Here is a 21,790-nt window from a genome sequence, read left to right as displayed (position 1 = left end):
AAACTTCTGATGCTTCCTTTTGGCTCCTTCCTTTCTTTAGGTAATTTATTACTTTCTTCCTTAAATCTTCACTATATGGACTTGTTGACATTTTTCCTTGTATATTATCTTATTATTGCACCTAATACTATATGATTTACTATATATCTGTTTTTATTTTCGTAATTCAGAATTAGAATTCTATGAAGATCCAATGTTTTATGCCTCAACCTCTATTAAATTAATGCGTCTTGCTTCTCTATTAGTATCAACATATTGTGGTAATAAAGTTATAGAAAATATCACCGGCGAAAAATTAACTAATGATGTATTCTTCCAAAAGTTTTACTATAATGATGCAGCAAGACTGACCGTAGCGATAGTACCGTTAATAATGTTTGAGTCTATTAAAGATTTAAAATTCTTAAGCCTTGCAACTTTAATAGATGTTTTAACAACTGCTATATCAGATTTAAATGTCGGTAAGGCAATAAGTAGTGCAGGCAAGAATATTGCCGAGAAAACCGCTACTACCCTTACTTGGCTTAATAACATTGTTTCAGACACAAACGATGATACAGTTATTAATATTGATCCTACAGAAGAAGTGCCATGCTTGGGTTGAGGTTTGAATTTCTTAATGTGTTCTTCCTATGTCATTCCCGCGAAAGCGGGAATCCAGTCATTAAAAAATTTAAACACTCTAAATTTCAAAATTAAAAGCTCGATTTATCTCGTTTTTTTCTGGATTTCCGCCTACGCGGGAAGGCATTGTTGCGTGGATCAATTTCACTTTTGTCATCCCGTGGCTTGACCACGGGATCCAGTTTAAAATGCTAAAGTTATTAGTATTTTTTATTGTTTTTATGGACCCTGTGGTCAAGCCACGGGGTGACACAGTAGATTTTATCGGTCCACGCAACAAAGCCACGCGGGAATGACATAGAAACTTTAAATCAATTCTTTTTAGGTAATACCAGTAAAAGAAGTTGAATTGTGTATTAAAAAATAAAAAAATACAATATCATTAACTTCTTTTTTTAGAAAATTTATGCATATTAAAAATAAATCAAAACTTTTGTTAATTTTTCCATTTATATTATTAGCAGTAATTTTACCAACATTTTTGTTATTAGAAATTTACGATATAAGCAGAAATGGTTTCTATAGGAATAACATAGATCGAGGGTTTTTTATTACAATTTTTCATCACCGTTATTACAAGAAGAGTTAGAAAAATCAAATTACACTATACAACTAGCAAAAAATCCAAATATTCCTTACAGAATTGCAATTTTGTGTAGATATGATCCTTTGGCTTGTATGAGAATACAACAAGCAGCAAGTAACCTTGGATGGGAGTCTTTGCTCATTTCAGCTACAACTCATCCACTAGATGTGACTAGAATTCATGGTATAGTTAGTCAATTTAATCCTGATTTTACTATATCTGCAGCTGATTTTGGTGTAGTAGCGGGTGTTAAGAGCTATTTGGTTTTGCATTTTCCTTGTTTAATTAATCCTGATTTAGGTAAATACTATTGTCCGAACCCTCTTCGGTATGATGGATTGCTTGCTGTTACGGATTTAAAAAGAATTAATCAATATTATGAAAGTATTTCTATACCTATAATTGAATTCAAGTTTTCACGACCTAAAACAGAATTTATTAAAATTAATTATTCAAGGTTATTTATGTGTGGTTATAATTGGGATAATACTCGCACTGGTCTTAAGTATAAAAAATTATATCAATTACTTGATAAACGCAAAGATGTTGAGATATACGGTCCTAAGCAAGCTTGGAATGGCCTTAATTCATATAGAGGATTTATACCATATGACGATCAACTATTTGTTGATGCAATAAGAAAAAGTGGTATTGGCTTAGCAATTCATTCGGAAGGACGCAATACTGAAAATTTTCCTTCTGGACGAGTTTTAGAACTTGTTAGTTCTTCAGCATTAGTAATTGTTGATGAAATTCCATGGGCAAAAGAAACTTTTGGCGATAATATACTATATATAGAAACTTTAAACAAATCTCCTGAGGAAATATACTCTCAAATAAATCAACATTTAGAATGGATAAAGTCTCATCCTGAAGAAGCTTACGAAAAGGTAAAAAAAGCTCATCAGATTTATCTCGATAAATTTACTATGGAACAAATACTTACAAATGTAGCTAATATGCATAATAAAATTATAAGCCAGGAAAATTAGAAAGCAAATCAAATGTATAAAGTTATACTTATAATTTTTATGATTATTTGGGGTTCAATAAATGTGTACGACCCTTCATTTATTCGTTTTTTTTATTATAGATTTTTACCTATAGAAAAAATTACTAAATTGGATTTTATTAGTGATGAAAACTTGCAAGCTGGTAAGTTGGAGATGAGTAAACATAAGGTTGTTTTTGCCGGTATTACAAGGAGTAATGCTCCTCATTTACCAAACGCAATACGTCATATAGAGTATATAGGACAGTTTTTTTCAGATTACAGAATAATAATCTTTGAAAACGATTCTACCGATTCTACAAAATTAATGTTAAACTTGTGGCAGTTAATAAATCATAAAGTAAAGATTATATCACAGGACTTTTTTAACCAAAAAAGACCTTCTATAAAGTTTCTAGCGGATATTAGGAATAAATATCTAGAAATTTTAAACACGAGTGAATTTGATAAGTTTGATATAGTAATTATTCTCGATATAGATATAGGTTATGGTATTGATATTAGAGGAATACAAGACAGTTTTAGCAAAATTGAACGTTGGGATGTTATATGCTCAAATGGAATATTTAATTCCCAAGGGCAAATGTATGATGCTTTTGCGTTCCGTAATGAAGAGTTTTCCGATACACCAGCTGAATATAACCTAAAAACCGGCCAAAATTATTATCCTACGGAAAATATTTCTCCCATGCAGAAAATATATCTTCCAGATTCAGATTTGCTACCGGTAAATTCGTGTTTTAACAGTCTTGCAATATATAAAAGAAAATTCTTTGAAAACTGCTCTTACGATTCCATAAAAGAAGATTGCGAACATGTGTACCTGCATGAGTGTATGCGTTCTAAGCATAATGCAAGGATATTTTATGAATCCAGCACAAATTATTCGTTATGAGCATTATAACGCTAGGTAAGGTATACAAGGGCAAATTTATTTATAATCTATTTCCTCTATCTGGGGCTGTTCATTCGCCTCTACTTCAATAATCTCTGATTTAGAGGAAACAATTTGATAACGCTCTAATGCTGCCGGTATGGCTTTATTCCCTGAATCAATGCCGAGTTTGTGAATGTTCTTAACTCTCGACATAAAGTTGCGATTAAACGAAGCCGCAAATTTATCGTAATTAGTAACCATATTATGTAGGTTATTACCTATTTTCTGAGAATAATCGGCTATAGTACCTATAGAGCTTAATAACTTCCTGACTTCTTCTATGATAACCTTATAATTTTCTGAACGCCTATGATCGGTAATTTGGAATCTTGCAAATGATAGCATATTCATAAGCCCCGCAGGTCCTACGGGAAAGATATTGCAGCCCCAAGCTTTTTGTAAAAATTCAGGATCAGCTGCAATAACTTTCTCAACCGCTTGTTCAGTTGGCAAAAACATTAAAGTAATAACATTATTAAAACCCTGATCCTTTTTGTTTAGGTTGGTTAAAATATTTTCGGCATAGTCTTTATTAGTCAGAGATTTTAAATGATAATTCATAGTTTTACTAAGATTCCCATTATTATCCTGTGCGTCAACTAGAAACTTTGAAGCTTTGGAATCAATAACCATTAAATTACCTGAGGGTAGAAAGATAAGGGCGTCAGGTCTTAGCTTTCCGCTGTCTAGCGTAGTTAAGCCGTATTGCATAATAAAATCTAAATTAGGACGTAAGCCCGACGATTTTAGGATATTCTCAAGCGTAATCTCGGCAAGCAACCCCGCGCCGATAGGAGAAAGCAGCGACTGTTTTATCAAATCAACTGTACCTTTTGATTGTTCAATATCTTTATTTAATGCACCTACCATCGTAATTAGCCGCTCAAACTCGCTGTTAAACTTCCCTGATGCAGTAGCAATATTTTTCTCTGAAAGCTCTCTTGCTGCTGTATTTTCCATTTTATGAATTTCGATTAATTGCTTGGATAAATCCTTGCCTAAATCAAATAAAGCAGCTTTTGCTGATGAAAACGACTCGCTTCTTATTTTTTCAGAATCCTTAATAGTCTGCTCTTGATATTCTACTTTACACTTCAATTGCTCAATTTTCTGTAAACACCATATTTTTTCTTGATTCAATAATTGGTTGTTATTGCTAATTTCTAGATTCTGCTCCGATAAGAATTGTAGCTGCGTTTTTAAGGTTTTAGTTTTTACATAAAACCAAATTATTAGAGCTAATAAAATAAGTAGTGTAGTTATGATAATCGGTAATAAATAAGGCATATGTTTTGTAATTTACGTGATCATTTCGACATTTAATTATAAGCTATATCCTCGCACATACCAATAAATGTAGCTGAATTGACTATATTCACTTTATCTTTTAGCGGTCCGAGCGGCTGAGCCGGTTTTAACAATTCTGGAGTGAGTATAAATTTAGTTTTTTTCTCGATATTCGATAAAAAAGGTAAATGTAAGCTATGAGGGCTGTATATTATTGCGTATTTATCCCATTCCGGGTATTGTCTATTCAAATACCCTTTATATTCAGATGGACCATATACTTCTATACTGCCAAATTTATATTTTTTTAAAGGATATAGCTCATAATCATAAAAAAATCATTTGGATATTTATTATACATACTTTGATTAAAATGAACAAATTTATCATTTTCTTGATGAAATACGAAAATATCTAAACATCTTCTCCCACAAATTACATAAATTTTATTGTGTTTAACACGATATCCTAATTGCTCAAATTGTGGTAATATTTGTTGCAGTCGTATTTCGTCTTCATGCCTAATACCGATATCTAAATCATCGTCAAAAGGAATTATGCCTTTATGTCTAACGGCTTCAAGTAGAGCGCCGCCTTCTATCCAATAATTAATGTTATTCTTACTAAGTATTTCGTGAGTGTCTTTCATTAGCTGATAAAGGCTAAGTGCTTTTTTCTCACTAATTCTATAGCTCTTTACTTGCTCATCGCTTAAGAGTACATATCGCCAATTATGTTCTAGTAGATAAGCATAACACAATACACCGATGAAAATAGTAAGAATTAAGCGTAAAATATTTTTAAAGGATAATATCAACTTTAATTTTATCATCTTGAATCTTAAATTATATTTTCCCTGCTGATATAACAAACCGGTTATTATTTTAACTTGTTTAAAAGCTTACTCTATCCTCTAAAGGACCAAACGGATGAGCCGGTTTTAACAATTCCTGCGTTAGTATAAATTTGGTTTTTTTCTCGATATTTGATAAAAAAGGCAAATGTAAGCTATGAGAATTATGTATTACTGCATACTTATCCCATTCCGGATATAGCCTATCTAAATTTGCTTTAGGATCAGCCGGACCATAAACCTCTATATTACCTAATTTATATTTTTTTAAAGGATATAATTCATAATCGTAAAAAAAGTCGTTTGGATATTTGCTTCGGATAGTTAAGTTAGTATGAATAAATTTGTTTTGTTCTTTATGAAAAATAAAAATATCCAAGCAAACTTTTTTACATATATTGTAAGACCGTTCAAAAGAAACAGTATAACCTAGCTGTTCAAATTGCGGTAATATTTGTTGCAACCGTACTTCATGTATTACCCCGATATCTAAATCATCGTCAAAAGGAATTATACCTTGATGTCTAACGGCTCCAAGCAGCGTACCGCCTTCTATCCAATAATTAATATTATTCTTACCAAGTAGCTCATGAGTGTCTTTCATTAGCTGATAAAGGGCAATAGCTTTTGTCTCGCTAATCCTGTATTTTTTTACTTGTTCATCATTTAAGGTTACATATCGCCAGTCATGTTCTAATATATAAGCATAAAAAAATATACCGGCAAATATAATAAGAATTAAGCCTAAAATATTTTTAAAGGATAATATCGACTTTAATTTTATCACCTTGAACCTCAAATTTTATTTCTTCTGCCGATGTAACGTTTTTTAAATCTTCTGTTAGTTCTTCAGATAATTTTATGCCACTAACTTCAAGTAATTTTATCGGAGCTTTTATAGATAGATTCTTCTCGGCTTTGAATTTCCTGACGATGTCTAGAATTTCAATTAATCCTTCTGATTGCGTTACATCGATTTCATAGTATAAATTGCTATAATTTACCCAGCCGCCTTTTATATGAATAGACCCCCTATCATTATATAATATCTGATATAATTCTTCAGTAATATGCGGTATAAACGGAGCAAATAACTTTAATAGCGCTTGCATTATGTGATAGAGCGTTAATATGCTACTATATTGCCCTTGTGGGTTTTTGTTTTCTTCATCATAGCTTCTAGTTTTACTAATCTCTAAATAATTATCACAAAATACCGACCAAAAAAACTTTTCTGTCAGCTGCATAGCATTTGCATATTCGTAATTTTGTAACTCATTTGTGGTTAGTTTAACTAACTCTACTAGTTTATTAATTATCCATTGATCAAACTCGTTAGTGATTTTTTCTTTAACATCTAAAAGCTTTGCTTTTTTATCTTCACCTTTCAGTTTATCAAAATGTATAGAAACAAATTTAGCAGCATTCCATAGCTTATTAACTAGTCGCTTACCATTTTTCATAACATCTTCAGAATAGGCGGTATCAGCTCCAAGTCTTGAATTTGCCGACCAATAGCGTATTACGTCAGAACCGTACTGCTCTAGCAGTTTTTCAGGAACTAAAACATTGCCTTTGGATTTTGACATTTTACTGCGGTCTTCAGCTAAACACCAACCGCTTACCATGATATTTTTCCACGGTAGAGTATTTTGGTGTAGATGGGCTTTTAGGATTGTATAGAATGCCCAAGTTCTAATAATTTCGTGTGCTTGAGGTCTTAAATCCATCGGGAATAATTTATCGTGTCTATCTTTATTAACAGCGAAATTATCAGAAATCCCATGAGTAGAAAGTTGCGGCGAAACAGAACTTGTTGCCCAAGTATCCATAACATCTAAGTCAGGCTCTACTTCCTCCTTACTGTAACCTATAGGTAAATCTTTTAACGGATCGATAGGTAGCTGCGTGACATCGGCATATAAGATTTTCCCTTCCTCACCAACTCTTTTAGAGTACCAAACAGGAAACGGTACACCGAAATAACGCTGCCTACTGATACACCAATCCCAGCTAATGGCATTAATCCAGTTCTCAAGTCTAATTTTCATACTTTGAGGATGCCAGTTTAACTCAGTTGCTCTTTTAAGTAACGCTTCTTTATGTGATATTGTTTTAACAAACCATTGCGGTACGGTTAGTATCTCAAGAGGAGCACCTGACCTCTCGGCACATTTAACGGTTTGAGTTATCTCTTCTTGCTTAATAAGCAATTCCTGCTCTTTTAAAATATCTATTATTTTTGTTCGAGCTTCTTTAATTTTCAATCCGTCTATACCGATATCATGAGGGAAATCTATTATACCTTTTTTAGTAATAATAGTTTTTAAAGGTAGATTATGCGTTTTCCACCAGGTAATATCGGTTTGATCACCAAACGTACAGCACATAACTAATCCACTGCCTTTATCTTGTTGTACTAAAGAATCAGCAAGCAGTGGAACTTTCTCATTAAAAAGCGGAGTTATAGCAAATTTGCTTGCCAGATGCTTATAACGTTCATCGTCAGGGTGATAAAATACGGCTACGCAAGCAGGTAGTAATTCCGGTCTTGTAGTTGCTATTGTAAGCGGGTCTCCTTGCTCGGTTTTAAACGTAATATAATTCATGAAAGAGGTTTTTTCCTTGTCCTCAATATCGGCTTGAGCAAGAGCAGTACAATCTACCGGATCCCATAAGATTGGTTGATTATTACGATAAACCTCACCTTTTCTTACTAAATCAAGAAAAGACATTTGTGATATTTTACGAGATAAAGGGCTGATAGTTTGGTACTCTAAACTCCAATCAACCGATAAGGCTATTTGGTTAAATAGACTTCTAAACTTCTCTTCTTCACTTGCTACTACCTCTTCACAAATATTTATAAACTCGTCTCTACTCATATTGTAAGCCTTGATCTGCTTTTGCTTTTCAACAAGCCTTTCGGTCGGTAGTCCATTATCGTCAAATCCCATAGGATAAAAGATATTTTTACCAATCATACGCTGAAAACGTACGATAAAGTCGGTTTGCGTATAGCTGTAAACATGCCCGATATGTAGCTGCCCAGAAACTGTCGGAGGCGGCGTATCTACTACATAGGTTTCCTCTTTAGCTATATTCTTGTCATAAGCATAAATTTGTTTTTCCTGCCAAATCTTTTGCCATTTCTTTTCATTTTCAGTAAAATTATAATTTTTTGGAAATTCTTTCATATGCTTTATTCTTGTTAAGAATATTATTATAAAGGTTATATGTGATTATGACAATAGAGCTATCGCTAATAATATTTAGCAAATAATAAACCTATAATTGAAAATATAAAAATTCATGTATATAATGCTAATTATTATTAAACTAAAAATTTTATGGATAAAAATATCATTAATTCAGAGTATTTAGAATTTGTAGAGCAATTAAAAATTCGAGTATCCGAAAGTCGTTATCAAGCTGCAAGGTCAGTAAATACTGAGTTAATAAAGCTTTATCATCATATAGGTAATGAAATTCTTAAACGACAAGCAAAATACGGTTGGGGTGCAAAAGTAATAGATAAACTAAGCCGTGACCTACATTCTGCCTTTCCTGAAATGAAAGGATTTAGTAGCAGAAATCTTAAATATATGAGACGTTTTGCTGAGGAATATAAGGATTTAGAATTTGTGCAGCAGGTTGCTGCACAATTACCGTGGTTTCATATAGTTGTTTTATTAGACAAGGTGAAAGATAACAAGCACCGAATATTTTATATGAAAAAAACAGTGGAACATGGATGGTCACGTAGTGTACTGACTACGCAAATAGAACTGGAGTTACATAAAAGGCAAGGACAAGCAATAACAAATTTTCAAAATAAGCTGCCATCGCCACAATCTGATTTAGCACATTATACGCTCAAAGACCCATATGTTTTTGATTTTTTAAGTGTAGGAAATGAAGCACAGGAAAGAGAAGTAGAAAAAGAATTAACTAAACATATAGAAAAATTTTTAATTGAGCTTGGAGCAGGTTTTGCTTTTGTCGGCAGACAATATCATTTAGAAGTAGGAGAACAAGACTTCTATATTGATATATTATTCTATCATTTAAAACTTCGTTGTTTTGTAGTAATTGAGCTTAAAGATAAGGATTTTAAACCGGAATATGCCGGTAAAATGAATTTTTATTTATCGGTTGTAGATGATGTTTTAAAGCATCCAAACGATAACTCTTCTATTGGGCTAATTTTATGCAAATCAAAAAATAATGTGCTTGCAGAATACGCATTGCGTGATATGAGTAAACCTATTGGACTTGCAGAGTACAAAATAACTGAAAATTTACCTAAAGAGATAAAAAGCGAACTCCCAACCATTGAGGAATTAGAAGCAGAGCTTGCTAAAGAATTAATAAGAAAATAGAAATGCTAAACAAACTTTTACTTACTTTAAAATTAATGCGGGCAGATAAGCCGGTAGCTTATTCATTAGTTTTTTTTCCGGCTTTGTTTGGGTTATTACTTGCAAACCCTTCAAAATCAGAGTTAGTACATTTACTGCCGTTATTTATTTTAGGTAGTATAACTGCGAGGAGTAGCGGATGTATTATTAACGATATATTTGATCGAAAATTTGATAAACATATAGCAAGGACTAAAGATCGACCTTTAGCAAGCGGTGCTTTATCTGTTTCCTATGCTATTACTATAGCCATCATACTTGCTATTATCTCTTTAATCATTTTGCTATCATTAAACAGAACAGCTATATATATAGGATTATTTGCCGTTATCATGATTGCTATATATCCGCTAATGAAGCGTATTACTTACTTTCCGCAAATCTTTTTGGGATTTACCTTTAAACTAGGAGTGTTAATAGGTTATGCGGCAGTAAAAAATACAATAGATTTATCTGCCATAATTATGTATTTATCCTGTGCCGGTTGGATAATTGGGTATGATACAATCTACGGCTTTGCAGATATAAAAGATGATAAAAAAATAGGAGTAAAGTCTTTAAGTATATATTTAGAGAACAAGCATTATAAGTTTTGGCTATATATATATTATATAGGTTTTATATTGTTATTTATTCTAGCAACAAAGATAGCTAACTGTAATATCGACTATTTACCTATTTTAGCTGCCCTAATTTTACTAATATTGCAGGTAGCGACTCTTGATATCCAAAACCCTACTAATTGTATGACAAGGTTTAGAGCTAATAATTACGTTGGATTAGTTTTGAGTATGGCGTTTTGTTAAATTCTTTTCCTAATAACAGTCTTGTTAGGGATTAGATAATGTTCTTGATGTCATTCCTGCGAAAGCAGGAATCCATAAAAATAATATTAATATTGTTGTAAGTATTACATTTCTAGTAAAAAATATATAAGAATTTAATTTTTATATGTTTTACTGGATTCCTGCTTTTGCAGGAATGACATTGACCTGTGCAACAACTCCTCTAACAGCCCATAAGGTTATAATCGATATTGCGGTTATGTAAATCGCAATTGATAAAGAGCTGCCGGTTACATGCCAAAGCATTAGGCAGATTGACGGAGTAAGGCGTCCGATTAGCGAAGAGCCTATACTACTGCCGATACCGACTAGCATATATTTATCGGCAGTTTTAAATAGATCATTTAGCCAGCAATTTAAAGGTGCTAAGAAGCCAACACCGAGTATTATAATCCAAACACGCACAAAATTAACATACCATATAGATGAATTATTCAAGAATAACCATAAAGGAATTATGCTTAAGCTCATTAAAATCAGAGTACCGCTTAGTATTTTATGATAATGTAGTTTTTTTGTTAGATGGCCAATTATCGGAATCATAATCATATCAAAAATCAGAAACTCGGTATTAAATTCCATCATTGTTTCAAGTGATATATCGGTAATAAGCGGAATAAAGCTATTCATAAATACGAAAGGTACTATGTAGGTCATATACGAAAAACCTACGGCAAAGCTAATACGTAAGATACTTAGTTTGTTGTTCCAAATTGTGTTTAAGTCGAGTAATAGTGACGATACTACGTCATTGCGAGGAAAAACTGTAGGTTTTGACGAAGCAATCTCAGGCAAAATTCCTGAGATTGCCACGCTCCTTTTAGTCGCTCGCAATGACGTGTAATCCTCACTCTTTCTTAAAAAATAACCTACAAGAGCCGTAAGCCCGCCAAATATAAAACATAAACGCCAATACCCGTTATAATCTACATTTAAAACTATAGTGCTGATAAATGAAGCAAGAATAATACCGACCATAGTAGAGGTTTGATAAAGGTAAGAAGCTTTAAATGCTTTTTTTTCTTCTTTATTCTCTAAAATGAATAATTTAGCAATGGCACATTCACCCTCGGAATATACTCCTTGCAATGTTCTAAGTACCACTAATAATAGCGGAGCAAGCCAGCCTATTTGAGTATGAGAAGGTATTAGACCGATTAGGCTAGTTGTTAACGCAACTCCAATCAAAGAATGAGATAAAGCAAAAACACCGCCGTATTTTTTAGCAATTACGCCAAAAAAATAAGAGCCTATGGGACGTGTAAATAAAGACGTAGCAAGAACGCTATAGGTAAGTATTAAGGCTACAACTTTATCATGATTTGGGAAGAAAGTACTGGCAAGTAACGGAGCTAGAAACCCATAAAGCGCGGTATCAAAATGATCCATCGCATTACCGATTAAGATCGAAAAATCCCTTTTGCTTAATGAATTATTCATATATTAATAATTTAAAATTTATAATGGATTATAAGTATGTAATCTTCCTTGTAAATATTTTTTTAAGAGATATGATTATAAAGTTATAGCTTAAAAGTAATTGTAATTAATGAATAATTTGAAACAAGGAAAGTTTATTACATTTGAGGGAGGGGAGGGAATCGGTAAATCTACTCAATCTCAAATGCTCTATGAATATTTAAAATCTCAAAATACCCCCGTTATTTTAACTCGTGAAGTCGGTGGCACTGCTGTTGCCGAAAAAATGCGTGAAATTTTAGTACATGAAGAATTATTACCCATGTCCGAACTATTACAAGCTATGGCAGCACGCTATGATCATATGGTACGGAAGATTATACCAGCTCTGCAAGAGGGATATATTGTAATATGCGATAGGTTTATTGACTCAACTGCCTGTTATCAAGGATTAGAGCTGGAAAACGGTATAGATTTAGCTTATAATCTGCACAAAACTTTAATGCCCCCTCTTATGCCGGATATTACGTTTTTTATTGACGTAGAGCCGGATACTGCTATTGAGAGAGTAAATTTACGAAATATGAGCAATAAATTTGACGTAAGAGGTATAGATTTTTATAAAAAAATCTATGATTGCTTTAAAGAATTAAGTAATAGATTTCCTGAAAGAATAAAGACAATTAAAGCTTCAGATTTAAGTCCAGTTGAAGTACATGAGTTAATAAAAAAGCATTTATGAAGAATACTTACTATATCACGACCCCTATATATTACGTTAACGATGTTCCCCATATCGGTCACGCATATACAAGCGTTGCAAGTGACGTTATTGCTCGCTTTATGCGTCTTTGCGGTAAAGATGTTATGTTTTTAACAGGCACTGATGAACACGGGCAGAAAGTAGAAAAAGCAGCTATTAACAAAAATATCGATCCGCAAAAATTTACTGATCAGACTTCTGAGAGTTTCCGTCATTTGATGACTGCTATGAATATTTCTAATGATGATTTTATTAGGACAACAGAAAATAGACACAAAGAGGCCGTAGCCATTTTTTGGCAGAAATTACTAGATAACGGCACTATTTATGAGGGGTTTTATGAAGGGTGGTATGCAGTGCGGGATGAGGCTTTTTATGATGAGTCAGAGCTAACTGAAGATAAGCTAGCACCGACTGGAGCTTCGGTTGAATGGGTTAAAGAACCAAGTTACTTCTTTAATCTTTCAAAATGGCAAGATAAATTACTTGAGTTTTATGAAGCAAACCCTGATTTTATTAGACCTATGTCAAGGCGTAACGAAGTAATTAGCTTTGTTAAATCAGGCTTGAAAGATTTATCGGTATCGCGTACTACTTTTAACTGGGGAATAAAAGTCCCAAATAATGCCAAAAATGATGTTAGGCACGTAATTTATGTTTGGCTTGATGCACTGGCTAATTATATTTCGGCACTCGGTTATCCTCATGAACAAAGTAGTTATGGTAAATTTTGGCCGGCTGATTTACATGTAGTCGGTAAGGATATATTACGTTTTCATGCCGTTTATTGGCCTGCTTTCTTAATGGCTGCCGAAATTCCGCTGCCGAAAACAATTATGGCTCATGGTTGGTGGACGAATGAGGGACAAAAAATTTCTAAGTCTCTTGGGAATACTATTGATCCGATTAAATTAATCGATGAATTCGGTGTTGATCAGGTTAGATATTTTTTGATGCGTGAAATAACATTCGGTGCGGATGGTAATTTTGCTCGTAGTAATTTAATTACTCGTATCAATAGCGAGCTATCAAACAAAATCGGTAATTTATTGCAGCGTAGTACGGCTTTTGTTTATAAAAATAATGACGGTAAAGTGCCGCTGCTTACGCAAAGCGTTATAGATAAAATATACGAGCTACCGATTTTAAAAACGGCAAGTAAATTCGCTGAGCAGAATATTTTATTGATGGAAAAAACTGAAATTAATAAAGTGCTTGAGAATATTATTAATTTAGCTGAAGAAGCAAATATTTATATTGATAGTGAAGCACCTTGGAATTTGAAAAAAACTGATCATGATAAGATGTTAGAGGTATTATATACTTTACTCGAAGTTTTACGTTATATTGCGATAATGCTTCAGCCTTTTATGCCGACTTCGGCAAATAAAATGCTTGATCAGCTAGGAGTAAATAAAGAAGAACGTTTATTTAAGCATTTAGTGCGTGATTATGCTTTAACAGCAGGAAGCAATATTTTAGAACCTACTATAATATTCCCAAGATTTGAGGAGTGTGTTGTATGAATCTTATTATTTCGTCCCTGTATAGATGTCTCGTTGTGTGGATCAAAAAAAGACATTTATGTCATTCCTGCCTTCCTCGATGTCATTCCCGCGAAAGCGGGAATCCAGCTTTTTTAAATAAACTATATACTAAATTTTTATATAATTTTCTTTGTTTTTATTATTTTTTACTGGATTCCCGCTTTCGCGGGAATGACATCGGCACTAGATAATGTTAATAGATTCACATTGTCATCTTAATTTGCTTACTGACTTGTCATCCCGCGAGCTCGTAGCGGGATCCAGTAAAAATATTAAAACAACTAATACTAGTTGTTTTTTGAATACCGTGGTCAAGCCACGGTATGACACGGTGCTTTTAGATTCTGTCATTCAAAGAGCGTTAGAAAATAATGTGCAGTATATGCAAACTATCTGCACTAAAATTGAAGACTTACCGATTGTTTTAGAAATAGCCGAAAAGTATAAAAATGTTTTTGCGAGTGTTGGGGTGCATCCTTGTGAAATTAACGAAAGCAGTCGGTTAATTACGGATTCAGAAATAATAGAGCTAACCCAGCATCCGAAAATTATTGGAATCGGTGAGACAGGTCTTGATTATTATCATGAACCTTACGATAAAAAACTACAAAAAGATTCGCTAGTAGCACATATACATGCGGCGTCTAGTACACTCCTACCTGTTATTATTCATACAAGAGAAGCAGGCGAGGATACAATAGATATTTTAACCTCAGAAATGCGTAATAGCAAATTTCCCGGGCTGATCCACTGCTTTACTTCCTCAAAAAATCTAGCAACAAAAATGTTGGATATCGGCTTGTATATTTCAATGTCAGGTATTATAACTTTCAAGAATGCAACCGATTTGCAGGAAATAGTTAAATATGTACCGCTTGATAGATTATTGATTGAAACCGACTCGCCTTATTTAGCTCCTACCCCTATGCGTGGTAAACAAAATGAACCGGCTTTCGTTAGATATGTTGCCGAGAAAGTCGCCGAACTCAAAAATATCACTTCAAAAGAAGTAGCAAATGCTACTACTCATAACTTCAAAACATTATTTTCTAAATTTGAAAAGCATACTCGTTTAATTTGAAAAATTGACTACGTTGTCTCTTGCTGATAATCCTCGCGTACTAGTTGTACGCTGCGGTTATCAGTTTCAAGACGCTTTGCTCTTTTCCAAATTAAACTTCGTCTACCTACTTTTCATTTACTCATAGTGTAAATAAATAATACTTTATAAAATCATCAAGATTGATAATTTAAAGTTAAAATTTTTAAAATAATTATATATTTTTATAGTATTTCAATTATTAGTGTATTTAATATGGAATTTGATCGCAAAAATGCCATCATTGGTTTTTTAAAAGAAAATGAAGATCAAAAATTTACCTCTTATGGCATAGCTGAATGGCTTGTAGAAAATCACATTGAAGAAGCAAGGCTCAAAGCAAATGCAAGTACAAATAAGAGATTGTTAGAAGCAAAGACTCAAGAAGAAAAAGATAAGGAGATTATAGGCATTTATGCAGGTGAAATTAGCAGTAGTAAGCTTTCTGCTGAACGAAGACAAGAACCTAATATTAGAATAGAGCTAAAACCTAAGCTAAAGTTTTATTATTCGCAAAACCCTGATTACTATGTCAATAATGAACAAGCCACAGAACCTAAAATAAATGCAAATAAAGAAGATAAAATAACCGAAGTAAAGTATGTGATGCACTTGCATTATATCTTCAAAACAAATTGAAGATTCATAATACGCCTATTAAGCATAATTTTTCTTCAAATAAACAAGGTGCTAAAGGTAATAAGTGGTTACATCCAGATTGGGTAGGTATGGAGGTTCTTAATGAAAAATGGGGATTACTAATTAAAGATTGTGCTAAATATTATGCAGGAAAACAAGCACGGCTTTGGTCTTTTGAAGCAAAAACAAAAATCAACCGTAGTAATTTACGAGAATATTTTTTTCAGGCTTTATCAAATTCATCATGGGCACATTACGGTTATTTAGTTGCTGCTGATTTAATTGAAAGTAAACAAAATGATACTAGGCATGAACTCGAAATGTTGTGTACTAGGCACGGTATAGGCTTTATTTTAGTGGATATAGAAAATCCTGAAGATAGTAAGATATTAATTCCTGCTAGAGAAAGACCGGAAATAGATTGGAATATGGCTAATAGATTAGCAGAAGAGAACAAAGATTTTGAAAATTATATAAATAATATTGACACATTTTATAAAAAACAAAAAGTAAATGATAGTACTTGGTTTAATATTAATGACCACGTAAATAAAATTCCTAAGCAAAACAAGAAGAAAAAATAAACATATTTATATATGGGGCTGTTAACAAAATAATTTTAAAGCTAATTAAAATCTTTTTTGCTGCAAATTATAAGATTTTTTTGAAATATGAATAACTATTCTGGCAAAAATCTTACTAATTTTCGCTAAAAAACCTATTTAATTATCAATTAAAGCTATTTTGTTAACAGTCCCATAGACCATTATTATCACGCATCTATAAAAATTTAAGACGTGAATCCTAAAATTAATGTTACTAAAGAAATTTTTGATGTTAAACTAAATGATTATATTAATTATTTTTAGATTTAGGGATAAATTATGATGAACTGTGATTTAAGTACTAATTATACATATTATATGTTAGAGGGGCTTAGAGCACAAATTGCTCCAATGCATTTAGGCATAAAAATTCTAAAAGAAGCATATGAACATGAGTCACTAGAAGATAACGGTTTTGCAAGAATTATGCATGCTTATTTAACTCTTTGCGAACGCATGACTAGAAAATATGAAAAACCTGAATTTAATATTCTTGAAACAATCATTGATGATAAAACCTATAACATAAATGAAAAAGTTATACTAAAAAAACCTTTTTGTGAATTAAGGCATTTTGAAAAAACAGGTTTTAAAAAAGAATTACCTAAATTATTAATAGTAGCACCTATGGCAGGGCATCACGCTACTTTACTTAGATCAACAGTACAAGAATTGTTACCTTATACGAATGTGTATATTACGGATTGGACAGAAGCAAGTTATGTGCCGCTTGAAGCAGGGCATTTTGATATGGATGATTATATTGATTACGTAATGGAGTTTATCAATTTTATAGGATCAAATGTTCACACTATGGCAGTTTGCCAACCTACCGTACCTCTGCTTGCTGCCATTAGTTTAATGTCGGAAAACAATAGTCCAAATGTTCCAAGCTCAATGATTTTGATGGGCGGTCCTATCGATGCTAGAAAAAACCCTACGGCAGTTAATGAATTTGCTCAAAGTAAAAGTTTAGAGTGGTTCTGCAAAATGGTTACAATGCAGGTACCGCCAAATTATCCCGGTCATGGAAGAAAAGTATATCCTGGTTTCCTCCAGCTTGCCGGTTTTATGAGTTTAAACTTGTTCCGTCATATGGATTCGCATTTAGAATTATGGCAAAGCTTATTAAATTGTGACTATAAAAAAGCCGATCATACTATTAAATTTTATGATGAGTACTTAGCAGGTATGGATATGCCGGCAGAGTTTTATTTACAAACTATAGATGAAGTATTTCAACAATTTTCATTAGCAAGAGGTAAATTAGTTTCTGAGAAGCGTCCGATCGATTTAAAACATATTACCAAATGTGCTTTACTCGGTATTGAAGGGGAACTCGATGACATTGCAGCGATAGGGCAAACAAAAGCTGCTTTAAAGCTTTGCCCCAACATACCTGAATCAATGAAAAGATATCATTTACAAAAAGGGGCAGGGCATTACGGGGTATTTAGCGGAAGTAAATTTAAACAGTTTATAGTACCTATTATCAAAGATTTTATCTATGATTTTGATAAAACTAATTTCAAGCAACCTAAACTTAAGGCAGTATAAAAATAGTCATTACGAGTGGGTACTGCCTGCGTAGATCGGTAAAACCCACTGTGTCACCCCGTGGCTTGACCACGGGGTCCATAAAAACAATAAAAAATACTAATAATTTTAGTATTTTTAACTAGATCCCGTGGTCAAGCCACGGGGTGACAGAGGTAAAATTAATCCAGGCAACAATACCATACGGGGATGATATAGTAGCCATACAACAAGATCATAACTAAAGAAGAATTGTGGTAAGTTAATATTCAATTTTTATTAGTTCTTTGAGTTTCTTGTTGTTGCTGTTGTTTGTATTCTTCCGCTTTTTCTGCTATGTAATTAAAAAAGAAATAAGTAAAAGTTAAAAAACCGGTCAAAATAATACCAAATGTTATTAGTATTGCTTTAAGTTGCTTTCGTGAATCTTCTGCTTTTAATCTTTTCTCTTCTTCATCTTAGTCCCCATCATTTTTGAACTCAGATATTATTATTTGTTCTTCTGTAGTATTTTCCATGTTGTAACTCAACTAAAATGAACCTCTTTATTACTAAGTTGCTCCTATAACTTACAGATTTTTGAAGTTTATAAGATTAGCTATAATGATGAGGTTTAAGCCTCATAAAAATAGGATATATAAGCAATAACGCTATGTCAATAGCCTTATTAGCGATAAATTATATCATAATATATGTTCAACCAAGATTATACATGTTATTATAATTTGGGTCTCCTAGTATTGAGGTATTTAAAGTATCGGAGCAAGCAGATGATAATATAGCATCATCAAAAGTGATATCAGATCGTCCTATATAATTGCAAATAAAATTATTAGCGGTAGGTTTTAAAATTTCATACTCTGGAGGAGATAAAACAGGAATGTTTTTAAATTTCTCGCATTCTTTGCATTTTATAGGACATGCACTAATAGCTTTTTTATGTTGTTCATTTTCTAATTCATAGCCAATTAGTGTTAACAAAATTGCAGTATATTCATCTTTTTTAACATAAAAACCAAGTTTATAAACTTTAGCTAGAGTAAGACAAGCTTCGTGATTACCCTGCATAACGTCTAGTTTAAACATTTCTAATATTTTTTTATAGATACTTTTTTTTCAAAAGATGATGCGGTAGGCAGAAAAGCTTTTTCATAAATTTCATAATCTAGTGATGAATCTAGCTTTCCCTTAAAAAGAGCTTTAAGTAGAATATCAGATATCATTTAATTTTGCTCTATTTTCATTACTAATTCTTTGATTTCATTCATTTTTGATTTATCGGCAACCAAAAGACCGTTCATAGTATCGATAATTATGACATTGTCAAGACCTACTACGGTAGTTAATTTATTATTAGAACTAATGAAAGAGTTTGTAGTATTGCTTGTTACTACGTTCCCCTCACAATAATTGTCGTTGATATTTTGGTGTTTTACCTGTAATAAGGAGTGCCAAGTACCGAGATCGTTCCAAGCAAAATCGGCTTTTATCATAACCATCCCTGAAATATATTCCATTACGGCATTGTCTATAGAAATTGCTTCGATTTCATTATAAGCCTCATCGTCTATTGCCAAACTTTTCTCATTTTTTACGGCAGTATTAAATGCTTTTTCTGCAATACAAAATAAATCAGGCTGAAGGTTCATTGCTAAGTTTAAGAAGAAGTTAATATCGTATACAAAAATTCCTGAATTCCAAAAATATTTATTACTTTGAAAATATTTTTTTGCTTGCTCTAATATTGGTTTTTCAATGAAATGATCAACTAGATAAATATTTTCTGCAATTGATAGTCCTGTGTTTATATAGCCATAGTCGGCACTTATAGCATTTATAGGAATACCTATAGTGCAAATACCGAATTCATTAACATAATGTAAAGCTTTATTTATAGTATTAAAGTAATTTATATTATCCATTATATGATGGTCCGAAGGTAGTAACACTACGGTATCAAACCCTTGTGCTTTAGCCGATAATGCCGCAATAATAGCACAAACGGCAGTATTTTTTTGTAAAGGCTCGGTAATTAATTCTATTTCTACATTTATTTCAGCCGCTTGTTTTTTAGTAATTAATTCATACTTTTCAGAAGTTATGATCGTAGGTTTTCCTAAAAATTTATTTCTATTTAAAGTTTCTTGTAGCAGCGTTAGCTCCCCTACTATTTTCGTAAACTGCTTCGGTTTATCCTTAGATGATAATGGCCATAATCTTTTACCATTGCCGCCCGCCATAACCACCGGCTGTACTTTCATATATTTTACAACTATTAATTGAACAAACAATAAAAAGCTTTATAAATAGTTTTAAAAAATATGTCAAGTATATTGGCAAGTTTTACAATAAAAAGTAGCTCTTCCTGAGTGTTTTGTCTTGATAATAGTACCGGAGCAGTTCAAGCATTTTTGTCCTTCTCTGCCATAAACCATAAGTTGCTGAGTAAAATAACCTGGTTTACTATTGCCGTTTACAAAATCTTTAAGAGTAGTACCGCCGGCAGTTATAGCTTTAGTTAACACTTCTCTAATTGATTTAATTAAATTTTCTATTTCATCATCTCTTAAATTGCTACCTAATTTATCCGGATTAATTTTAGCTAAATGAAGACTTTCTGAAGCATAAATATTGCCAACTCCAACTATAATTCCATTATCCATAATCAAATTTTTTATCGGTATTTTTCGTGTAATTAATTTGCTTTTTAAATATCCGAGTGTTAATAAATCAGAAAGCGGTTCTATTGCTAGATTATGAAAAAACTCTTTTTCTAAGAGATCAGTCTTAAAACTATAAATCATACCGAATCGTCTAGTATCGTTGAAAATTAACTTTTGGCCGTTACTTAAATCAAAAATTACATGATCGTGTTTTGTAGCTTCATAGTTAGAAGGTTGCATAGTAAACCTACCGCTCATGCCAAGATGAACGATTAAAGAATAATCATTATTAAAATCTATAATTAAATATTTTGCACGACGCCTAACATCCAGTATATTAGTATTTGAGATTTCTGTAGCTAAAAGCGGGGATAATTTATAACGCAAATTATCTCTTTTTAACTCTATATTTTCTATAACAAGCCCAATTAGCTTATCTTTTAGAGAGTTTTTAAGAGTTTCTACTTCAGGAAGTTCTGGCATTTGATACTATTATTATAATAAAAAACTATGAACCAAACAAATTTTGGCTTTAAAAAAGTAGATTACACTAAAAAACAAGGGTTAGTAAATAGCGTTTTTTCTAATGTTGCTGATAAGTATGATTTAATGAATGACTTAATGAGTTTTGGATTACATCGCTTATGGAAAGATGAATTTATAAGACAAATTCCAAATCTTAACTCTCATATATTAGATGTTGCTAGCGGTAGTGGTGATATTGCCTTAAAACTTGCTAAAAAAGCAAGAGATAGGGGAAATAATATCTCTGTAACTTTAAGCGATATTAATGAAGAAATGTTGAAGCAAGCTAGGAAAAAAGCAATAGATCTTAATTTATTTCAAAACCTTAAATTTACTGTAGCAAGTGCTGAAGAACTGCCTTTTTCAGATAATAGTTTCGATTATTATACTATAGCGTTCGGTATTAGAAACGTACCTGACATAAATAAG

At 32.3% G+C, this 21,790-nt stretch carries 21 protein-coding genes and 4 pseudogenes; 13 read left to right on the top strand and 12 right to left on the bottom strand.

Translation table 11 applies throughout. From position 1 onward, the window contains the following. Window positions 1-115 precede the first annotated feature (115 nt). Window positions 116-604 carry a hypothetical protein gene (locus AC1Z7D_RS01330; RefSeq protein ID WP_482601381.1) on the top strand — a complete coding sequence of 163 codons (489 nt, stop codon included), beginning with the start codon at window positions 116-118 and terminating at the stop codon, window positions 602-604. A gap of 141 nt (window positions 605-745) precedes the next feature. Here the strand turns inward: AC1Z7D_RS01330 and AC1Z7D_RS01325 are convergent. Continuing rightward, window positions 746-907, bottom strand: a pseudogene (locus AC1Z7D_RS01325) (tRNA lysidine(34) synthetase TilS); the annotation flags it as partial. Between the two features lie 395 nt (window positions 908-1,302). On the opposite strand from AC1Z7D_RS01325, the gene AC1Z7D_RS01320 reads away from it, so the two are divergent. Both AC1Z7D_RS01320 and AC1Z7D_RS01315 read left to right on the top strand, forming a co-directional pair. Next, window positions 1,303-2,202 carry a glycosyltransferase family protein gene (locus tag AC1Z7D_RS01320; protein ID WP_482601380.1) on the top strand — a complete coding sequence of 300 codons (900 nt, stop codon included), beginning with the start codon at window positions 1,303-1,305 and terminating at the stop codon, window positions 2,200-2,202. Window positions 2,203-2,214: 12 nt separating this feature from the next. Continuing rightward, complete coding sequence (locus tag AC1Z7D_RS01315; RefSeq protein WP_482601379.1) at window positions 2,215-3,117, top strand: hypothetical protein; 903 nt, start codon at window positions 2,215-2,217, stop codon at window positions 3,115-3,117. A gap of 36 nt (window positions 3,118-3,153) precedes the next feature. Here AC1Z7D_RS01315 and AC1Z7D_RS01310 read toward each other — a convergent pair whose 3' ends face one another. The 4 genes and pseudogenes from AC1Z7D_RS01310 to AC1Z7D_RS01295 all read right to left on the bottom strand — a co-directional run bounded on the left by AC1Z7D_RS01310 (window position 3,154) and on the right by AC1Z7D_RS01295 (window position 8,496). Continuing rightward, window positions 3,154-4,446 carry a DNA recombination protein RmuC gene (locus tag AC1Z7D_RS01310; protein ID WP_482601378.1) on the bottom strand — a complete coding sequence of 431 codons (1,293 nt, stop codon included), beginning with the start codon at window positions 4,444-4,446 and terminating at the stop codon, window positions 3,154-3,156. 32 nt (window positions 4,447-4,478) lie between these two features. After that, window positions 4,479-5,278: pseudogene (locus AC1Z7D_RS01305) on the bottom strand (LicD family protein). A gap of 61 nt (window positions 5,279-5,339) precedes the next feature. After that, window positions 5,340-6,086 carry a LicD family protein gene (locus AC1Z7D_RS01300; RefSeq protein ID WP_482601377.1) on the bottom strand — a complete coding sequence of 249 codons (747 nt, stop codon included), beginning with the start codon at window positions 6,084-6,086 and terminating at the stop codon, window positions 5,340-5,342. Beyond that, complete coding sequence (locus AC1Z7D_RS01295) at window positions 6,055-8,496, bottom strand: valine--tRNA ligase (protein WP_482601376.1); 2,442 nt, start codon at window positions 8,494-8,496, stop codon at window positions 6,055-6,057. Before AC1Z7D_RS01295 ends, AC1Z7D_RS01300 begins: the two co-directional genes overlap by 32 nt. Before the next feature lie 153 nt (window positions 8,497-8,649). Between AC1Z7D_RS01295 and AC1Z7D_RS01290 the strand changes: the two genes are divergently transcribed. Then, window positions 8,650-9,681, top strand: a complete 1,032-nt coding sequence (locus AC1Z7D_RS01290) for a PDDEXK nuclease domain-containing protein (protein ID WP_482601375.1) — start codon at window positions 8,650-8,652, stop codon at window positions 9,679-9,681. A 2-nt stretch (window positions 9,682-9,683) separates the two neighbouring features. Continuing rightward, window positions 9,684-10,526, top strand: coding sequence for a 4-hydroxybenzoate octaprenyltransferase (gene ubiA / locus AC1Z7D_RS01285; protein WP_482601374.1), 843 nt, complete (start codon window positions 9,684-9,686; stop codon window positions 10,524-10,526). A gap of 150 nt (window positions 10,527-10,676) precedes the next feature. Here the strand turns inward: ubiA and AC1Z7D_RS01280 are convergent, their stop codons facing one another. Then, the gene (locus tag AC1Z7D_RS01280) at window positions 10,677-12,005 is read right to left on the bottom strand and encodes an MFS transporter (protein WP_482601373.1); all 1,329 of its coding nucleotides are present in this window, start codon (window positions 12,003-12,005) and stop codon (window positions 10,677-10,679) included. Between the two features lie 109 nt (window positions 12,006-12,114). On the opposite strand from AC1Z7D_RS01280, the gene tmk reads away from it, so the two are divergent. The 7 genes from tmk (at window position 12,115) to AC1Z7D_RS01245 (ending at window position 18,194) form a co-directional block, all read left to right on the top strand. After that, a complete protein-coding gene (tmk, locus tag AC1Z7D_RS01275; RefSeq protein ID WP_482601372.1) occupies window positions 12,115-12,726 on the top strand; it encodes a dTMP kinase in 612 nt (203 codons plus the stop codon). After that, complete coding sequence (gene metG / locus AC1Z7D_RS01270; RefSeq protein ID WP_482601371.1) at window positions 12,723-14,273, top strand: methionine--tRNA ligase; 1,551 nt, start codon at window positions 12,723-12,725, stop codon at window positions 14,271-14,273. Before tmk ends, metG begins: the two co-directional genes overlap by 4 nt. Next, window positions 14,270-14,485 (top strand): hypothetical protein, encoded by a 216-nt coding sequence (locus tag AC1Z7D_RS01265; protein WP_482601370.1) that lies wholly within the window; start codon window positions 14,270-14,272, stop codon window positions 14,483-14,485. Before metG ends, AC1Z7D_RS01265 begins: the two co-directional genes overlap by 4 nt. Next, window positions 14,485-15,375, top strand: a complete 891-nt coding sequence (locus AC1Z7D_RS01260) for a TatD family hydrolase (RefSeq protein ID WP_482601369.1) — start codon at window positions 14,485-14,487, stop codon at window positions 15,373-15,375. The genes AC1Z7D_RS01265 and AC1Z7D_RS01260 overlap by 1 nt, the downstream gene beginning before the upstream one ends. Window positions 15,376-15,609: 234 nt before the next feature. Further along, entirely contained in the window at window positions 15,610-16,032 is a 423-nt protein-coding gene (locus AC1Z7D_RS01255; protein WP_482601368.1) for a hypothetical protein, read from the top strand. Next, window positions 16,029-16,616: a hypothetical protein gene (locus AC1Z7D_RS01250; RefSeq protein ID WP_482601382.1), complete on the top strand. Its 588-nt coding sequence runs from the start codon at window positions 16,029-16,031 to the stop codon at window positions 16,614-16,616. Before AC1Z7D_RS01255 ends, AC1Z7D_RS01250 begins: the two co-directional genes overlap by 4 nt. A 300-nt stretch (window positions 16,617-16,916) precedes the next feature. After that, the gene (locus tag AC1Z7D_RS01245) at window positions 16,917-18,194 is read left to right on the top strand and encodes a polyhydroxyalkanoate depolymerase (protein WP_482601367.1); all 1,278 of its coding nucleotides are present in this window, start codon (window positions 16,917-16,919) and stop codon (window positions 18,192-18,194) included. A 248-nt stretch (window positions 18,195-18,442) separates the two neighbouring features. Here AC1Z7D_RS01245 and AC1Z7D_RS01240 read toward each other — a convergent pair. From AC1Z7D_RS01240 to mutM, 6 genes and pseudogenes are all read right to left on the bottom strand, one after another. Beyond that, window positions 18,443-18,691 (bottom strand): annotated as a pseudogene (locus tag AC1Z7D_RS01240) (RP671a family tick cell line-upregulated protein). A gap of 178 nt (window positions 18,692-18,869) precedes the next feature. After that, window positions 18,870-19,259: a hypothetical protein gene (locus AC1Z7D_RS01235; protein ID WP_482601366.1), complete on the bottom strand. Its 390-nt coding sequence runs from the start codon at window positions 19,257-19,259 to the stop codon at window positions 18,870-18,872. Window positions 19,260-19,261: 2 nt separating this feature from the next. Then, window positions 19,262-19,396 carry a hypothetical protein gene (locus AC1Z7D_RS01230; RefSeq protein ID WP_482601365.1) on the bottom strand — a complete coding sequence of 45 codons (135 nt, stop codon included), beginning with the start codon at window positions 19,394-19,396 and terminating at the stop codon, window positions 19,262-19,264. Then, window positions 19,397-19,666 carry a hypothetical protein gene (locus AC1Z7D_RS01225; RefSeq protein ID WP_410528059.1) on the bottom strand — a complete coding sequence of 90 codons (270 nt, stop codon included), beginning with the start codon at window positions 19,664-19,666 and terminating at the stop codon, window positions 19,397-19,399. Continuing rightward, window positions 19,658-20,428: pseudogene (locus AC1Z7D_RS01220) on the bottom strand (mannose-1-phosphate guanylyltransferase); the annotation flags it as partial. The gene AC1Z7D_RS01225 and the pseudogene AC1Z7D_RS01220, both read right to left, overlap by 9 nt. Before the next feature lie 69 nt (window positions 20,429-20,497). Then, complete coding sequence (mutM, locus tag AC1Z7D_RS01215; RefSeq protein WP_482601364.1) at window positions 20,498-21,319, bottom strand: bifunctional DNA-formamidopyrimidine glycosylase/DNA-(apurinic or apyrimidinic site) lyase; 822 nt, start codon at window positions 21,317-21,319, stop codon at window positions 20,498-20,500. A 27-nt stretch (window positions 21,320-21,346) separates the two neighbouring features. Here mutM and AC1Z7D_RS01210 point away from each other — a divergent pair. Beyond that, window positions 21,347-21,790 (top strand): class I SAM-dependent methyltransferase (locus AC1Z7D_RS01210; protein ID WP_482601363.1); only part of this gene is annotated, 444 nt, incomplete at its 3' end.

The sequence above is a fragment of the Rickettsia sp. genome, from assembly GCF_965035265.1.
The sequence above is the reverse complement of the archived record's forward strand: the minus strand, read 5'-3'. Positions and strand labels throughout refer to the sequence as shown.

Excerpts from the sequence above, each read along its gene's own strand:
- AC1Z7D_RS01320 (WP_482601380.1), top strand. The coding sequence starts at position 1,303 with ATGAGAATACAACAAGCAGCAAGTAACCTTGGATGGGAGTCTTTGCTC.
- AC1Z7D_RS01315 (WP_482601379.1), top strand. The coding sequence starts at position 2,215 with ATGTATAAAGTTATACTTATAATTTTTATGATTATTTGGGGTTCAATA.
- AC1Z7D_RS01310 (WP_482601378.1), bottom strand. The coding sequence starts at position 4,446 with ATGCCTTATTTATTACCGATTATCATAACTACACTACTTATTTTATTA.
- AC1Z7D_RS01295 (WP_482601376.1), bottom strand. The coding sequence starts at position 8,496 with ATGAAAGAATTTCCAAAAAATTATAATTTTACTGAAAATGAAAAGAAA.
- AC1Z7D_RS01290 (WP_482601375.1), top strand. The coding sequence starts at position 8,650 with ATGGATAAAAATATCATTAATTCAGAGTATTTAGAATTTGTAGAGCAA.
- ubiA (WP_482601374.1), top strand. The coding sequence starts at position 9,684 with ATGCTAAACAAACTTTTACTTACTTTAAAATTAATGCGGGCAGATAAG.
- AC1Z7D_RS01280 (WP_482601373.1), bottom strand. The coding sequence starts at position 12,005 with ATGAATAATTCATTAAGCAAAAGGGATTTTTCGATCTTAATCGGTAAT.
- tmk (WP_482601372.1), top strand. The coding sequence starts at position 12,115 with ATGAATAATTTGAAACAAGGAAAGTTTATTACATTTGAGGGAGGGGAG.
- metG (WP_482601371.1), top strand. The coding sequence starts at position 12,723 with ATGAAGAATACTTACTATATCACGACCCCTATATATTACGTTAACGAT.
- AC1Z7D_RS01265 (WP_482601370.1), top strand. The coding sequence starts at position 14,270 with ATGAATCTTATTATTTCGTCCCTGTATAGATGTCTCGTTGTGTGGATC.
- AC1Z7D_RS01260 (WP_482601369.1), top strand. The coding sequence starts at position 14,485 with ATGTTAATAGATTCACATTGTCATCTTAATTTGCTTACTGACTTGTCA.
- AC1Z7D_RS01255 (WP_482601368.1), top strand. The coding sequence starts at position 15,610 with ATGGAATTTGATCGCAAAAATGCCATCATTGGTTTTTTAAAAGAAAAT.
- AC1Z7D_RS01245 (WP_482601367.1), top strand. The coding sequence starts at position 16,917 with ATGATGAACTGTGATTTAAGTACTAATTATACATATTATATGTTAGAG.
- AC1Z7D_RS01235 (WP_482601366.1), bottom strand. The coding sequence starts at position 19,259 with ATGTTTAAACTAGACGTTATGCAGGGTAATCACGAAGCTTGTCTTACT.
- AC1Z7D_RS01230 (WP_482601365.1), bottom strand. The coding sequence starts at position 19,396 with ATGATATCTGATATTCTACTTAAAGCTCTTTTTAAGGGAAAGCTAGAT.
- AC1Z7D_RS01225 (WP_410528059.1), bottom strand. The coding sequence starts at position 19,666 with ATGATAAAAGCCGATTTTGCTTGGAACGATCTCGGTACTTGGCACTCC.
- mutM (WP_482601364.1), bottom strand. The coding sequence starts at position 21,319 with ATGCCAGAACTTCCTGAAGTAGAAACTCTTAAAAACTCTCTAAAAGAT.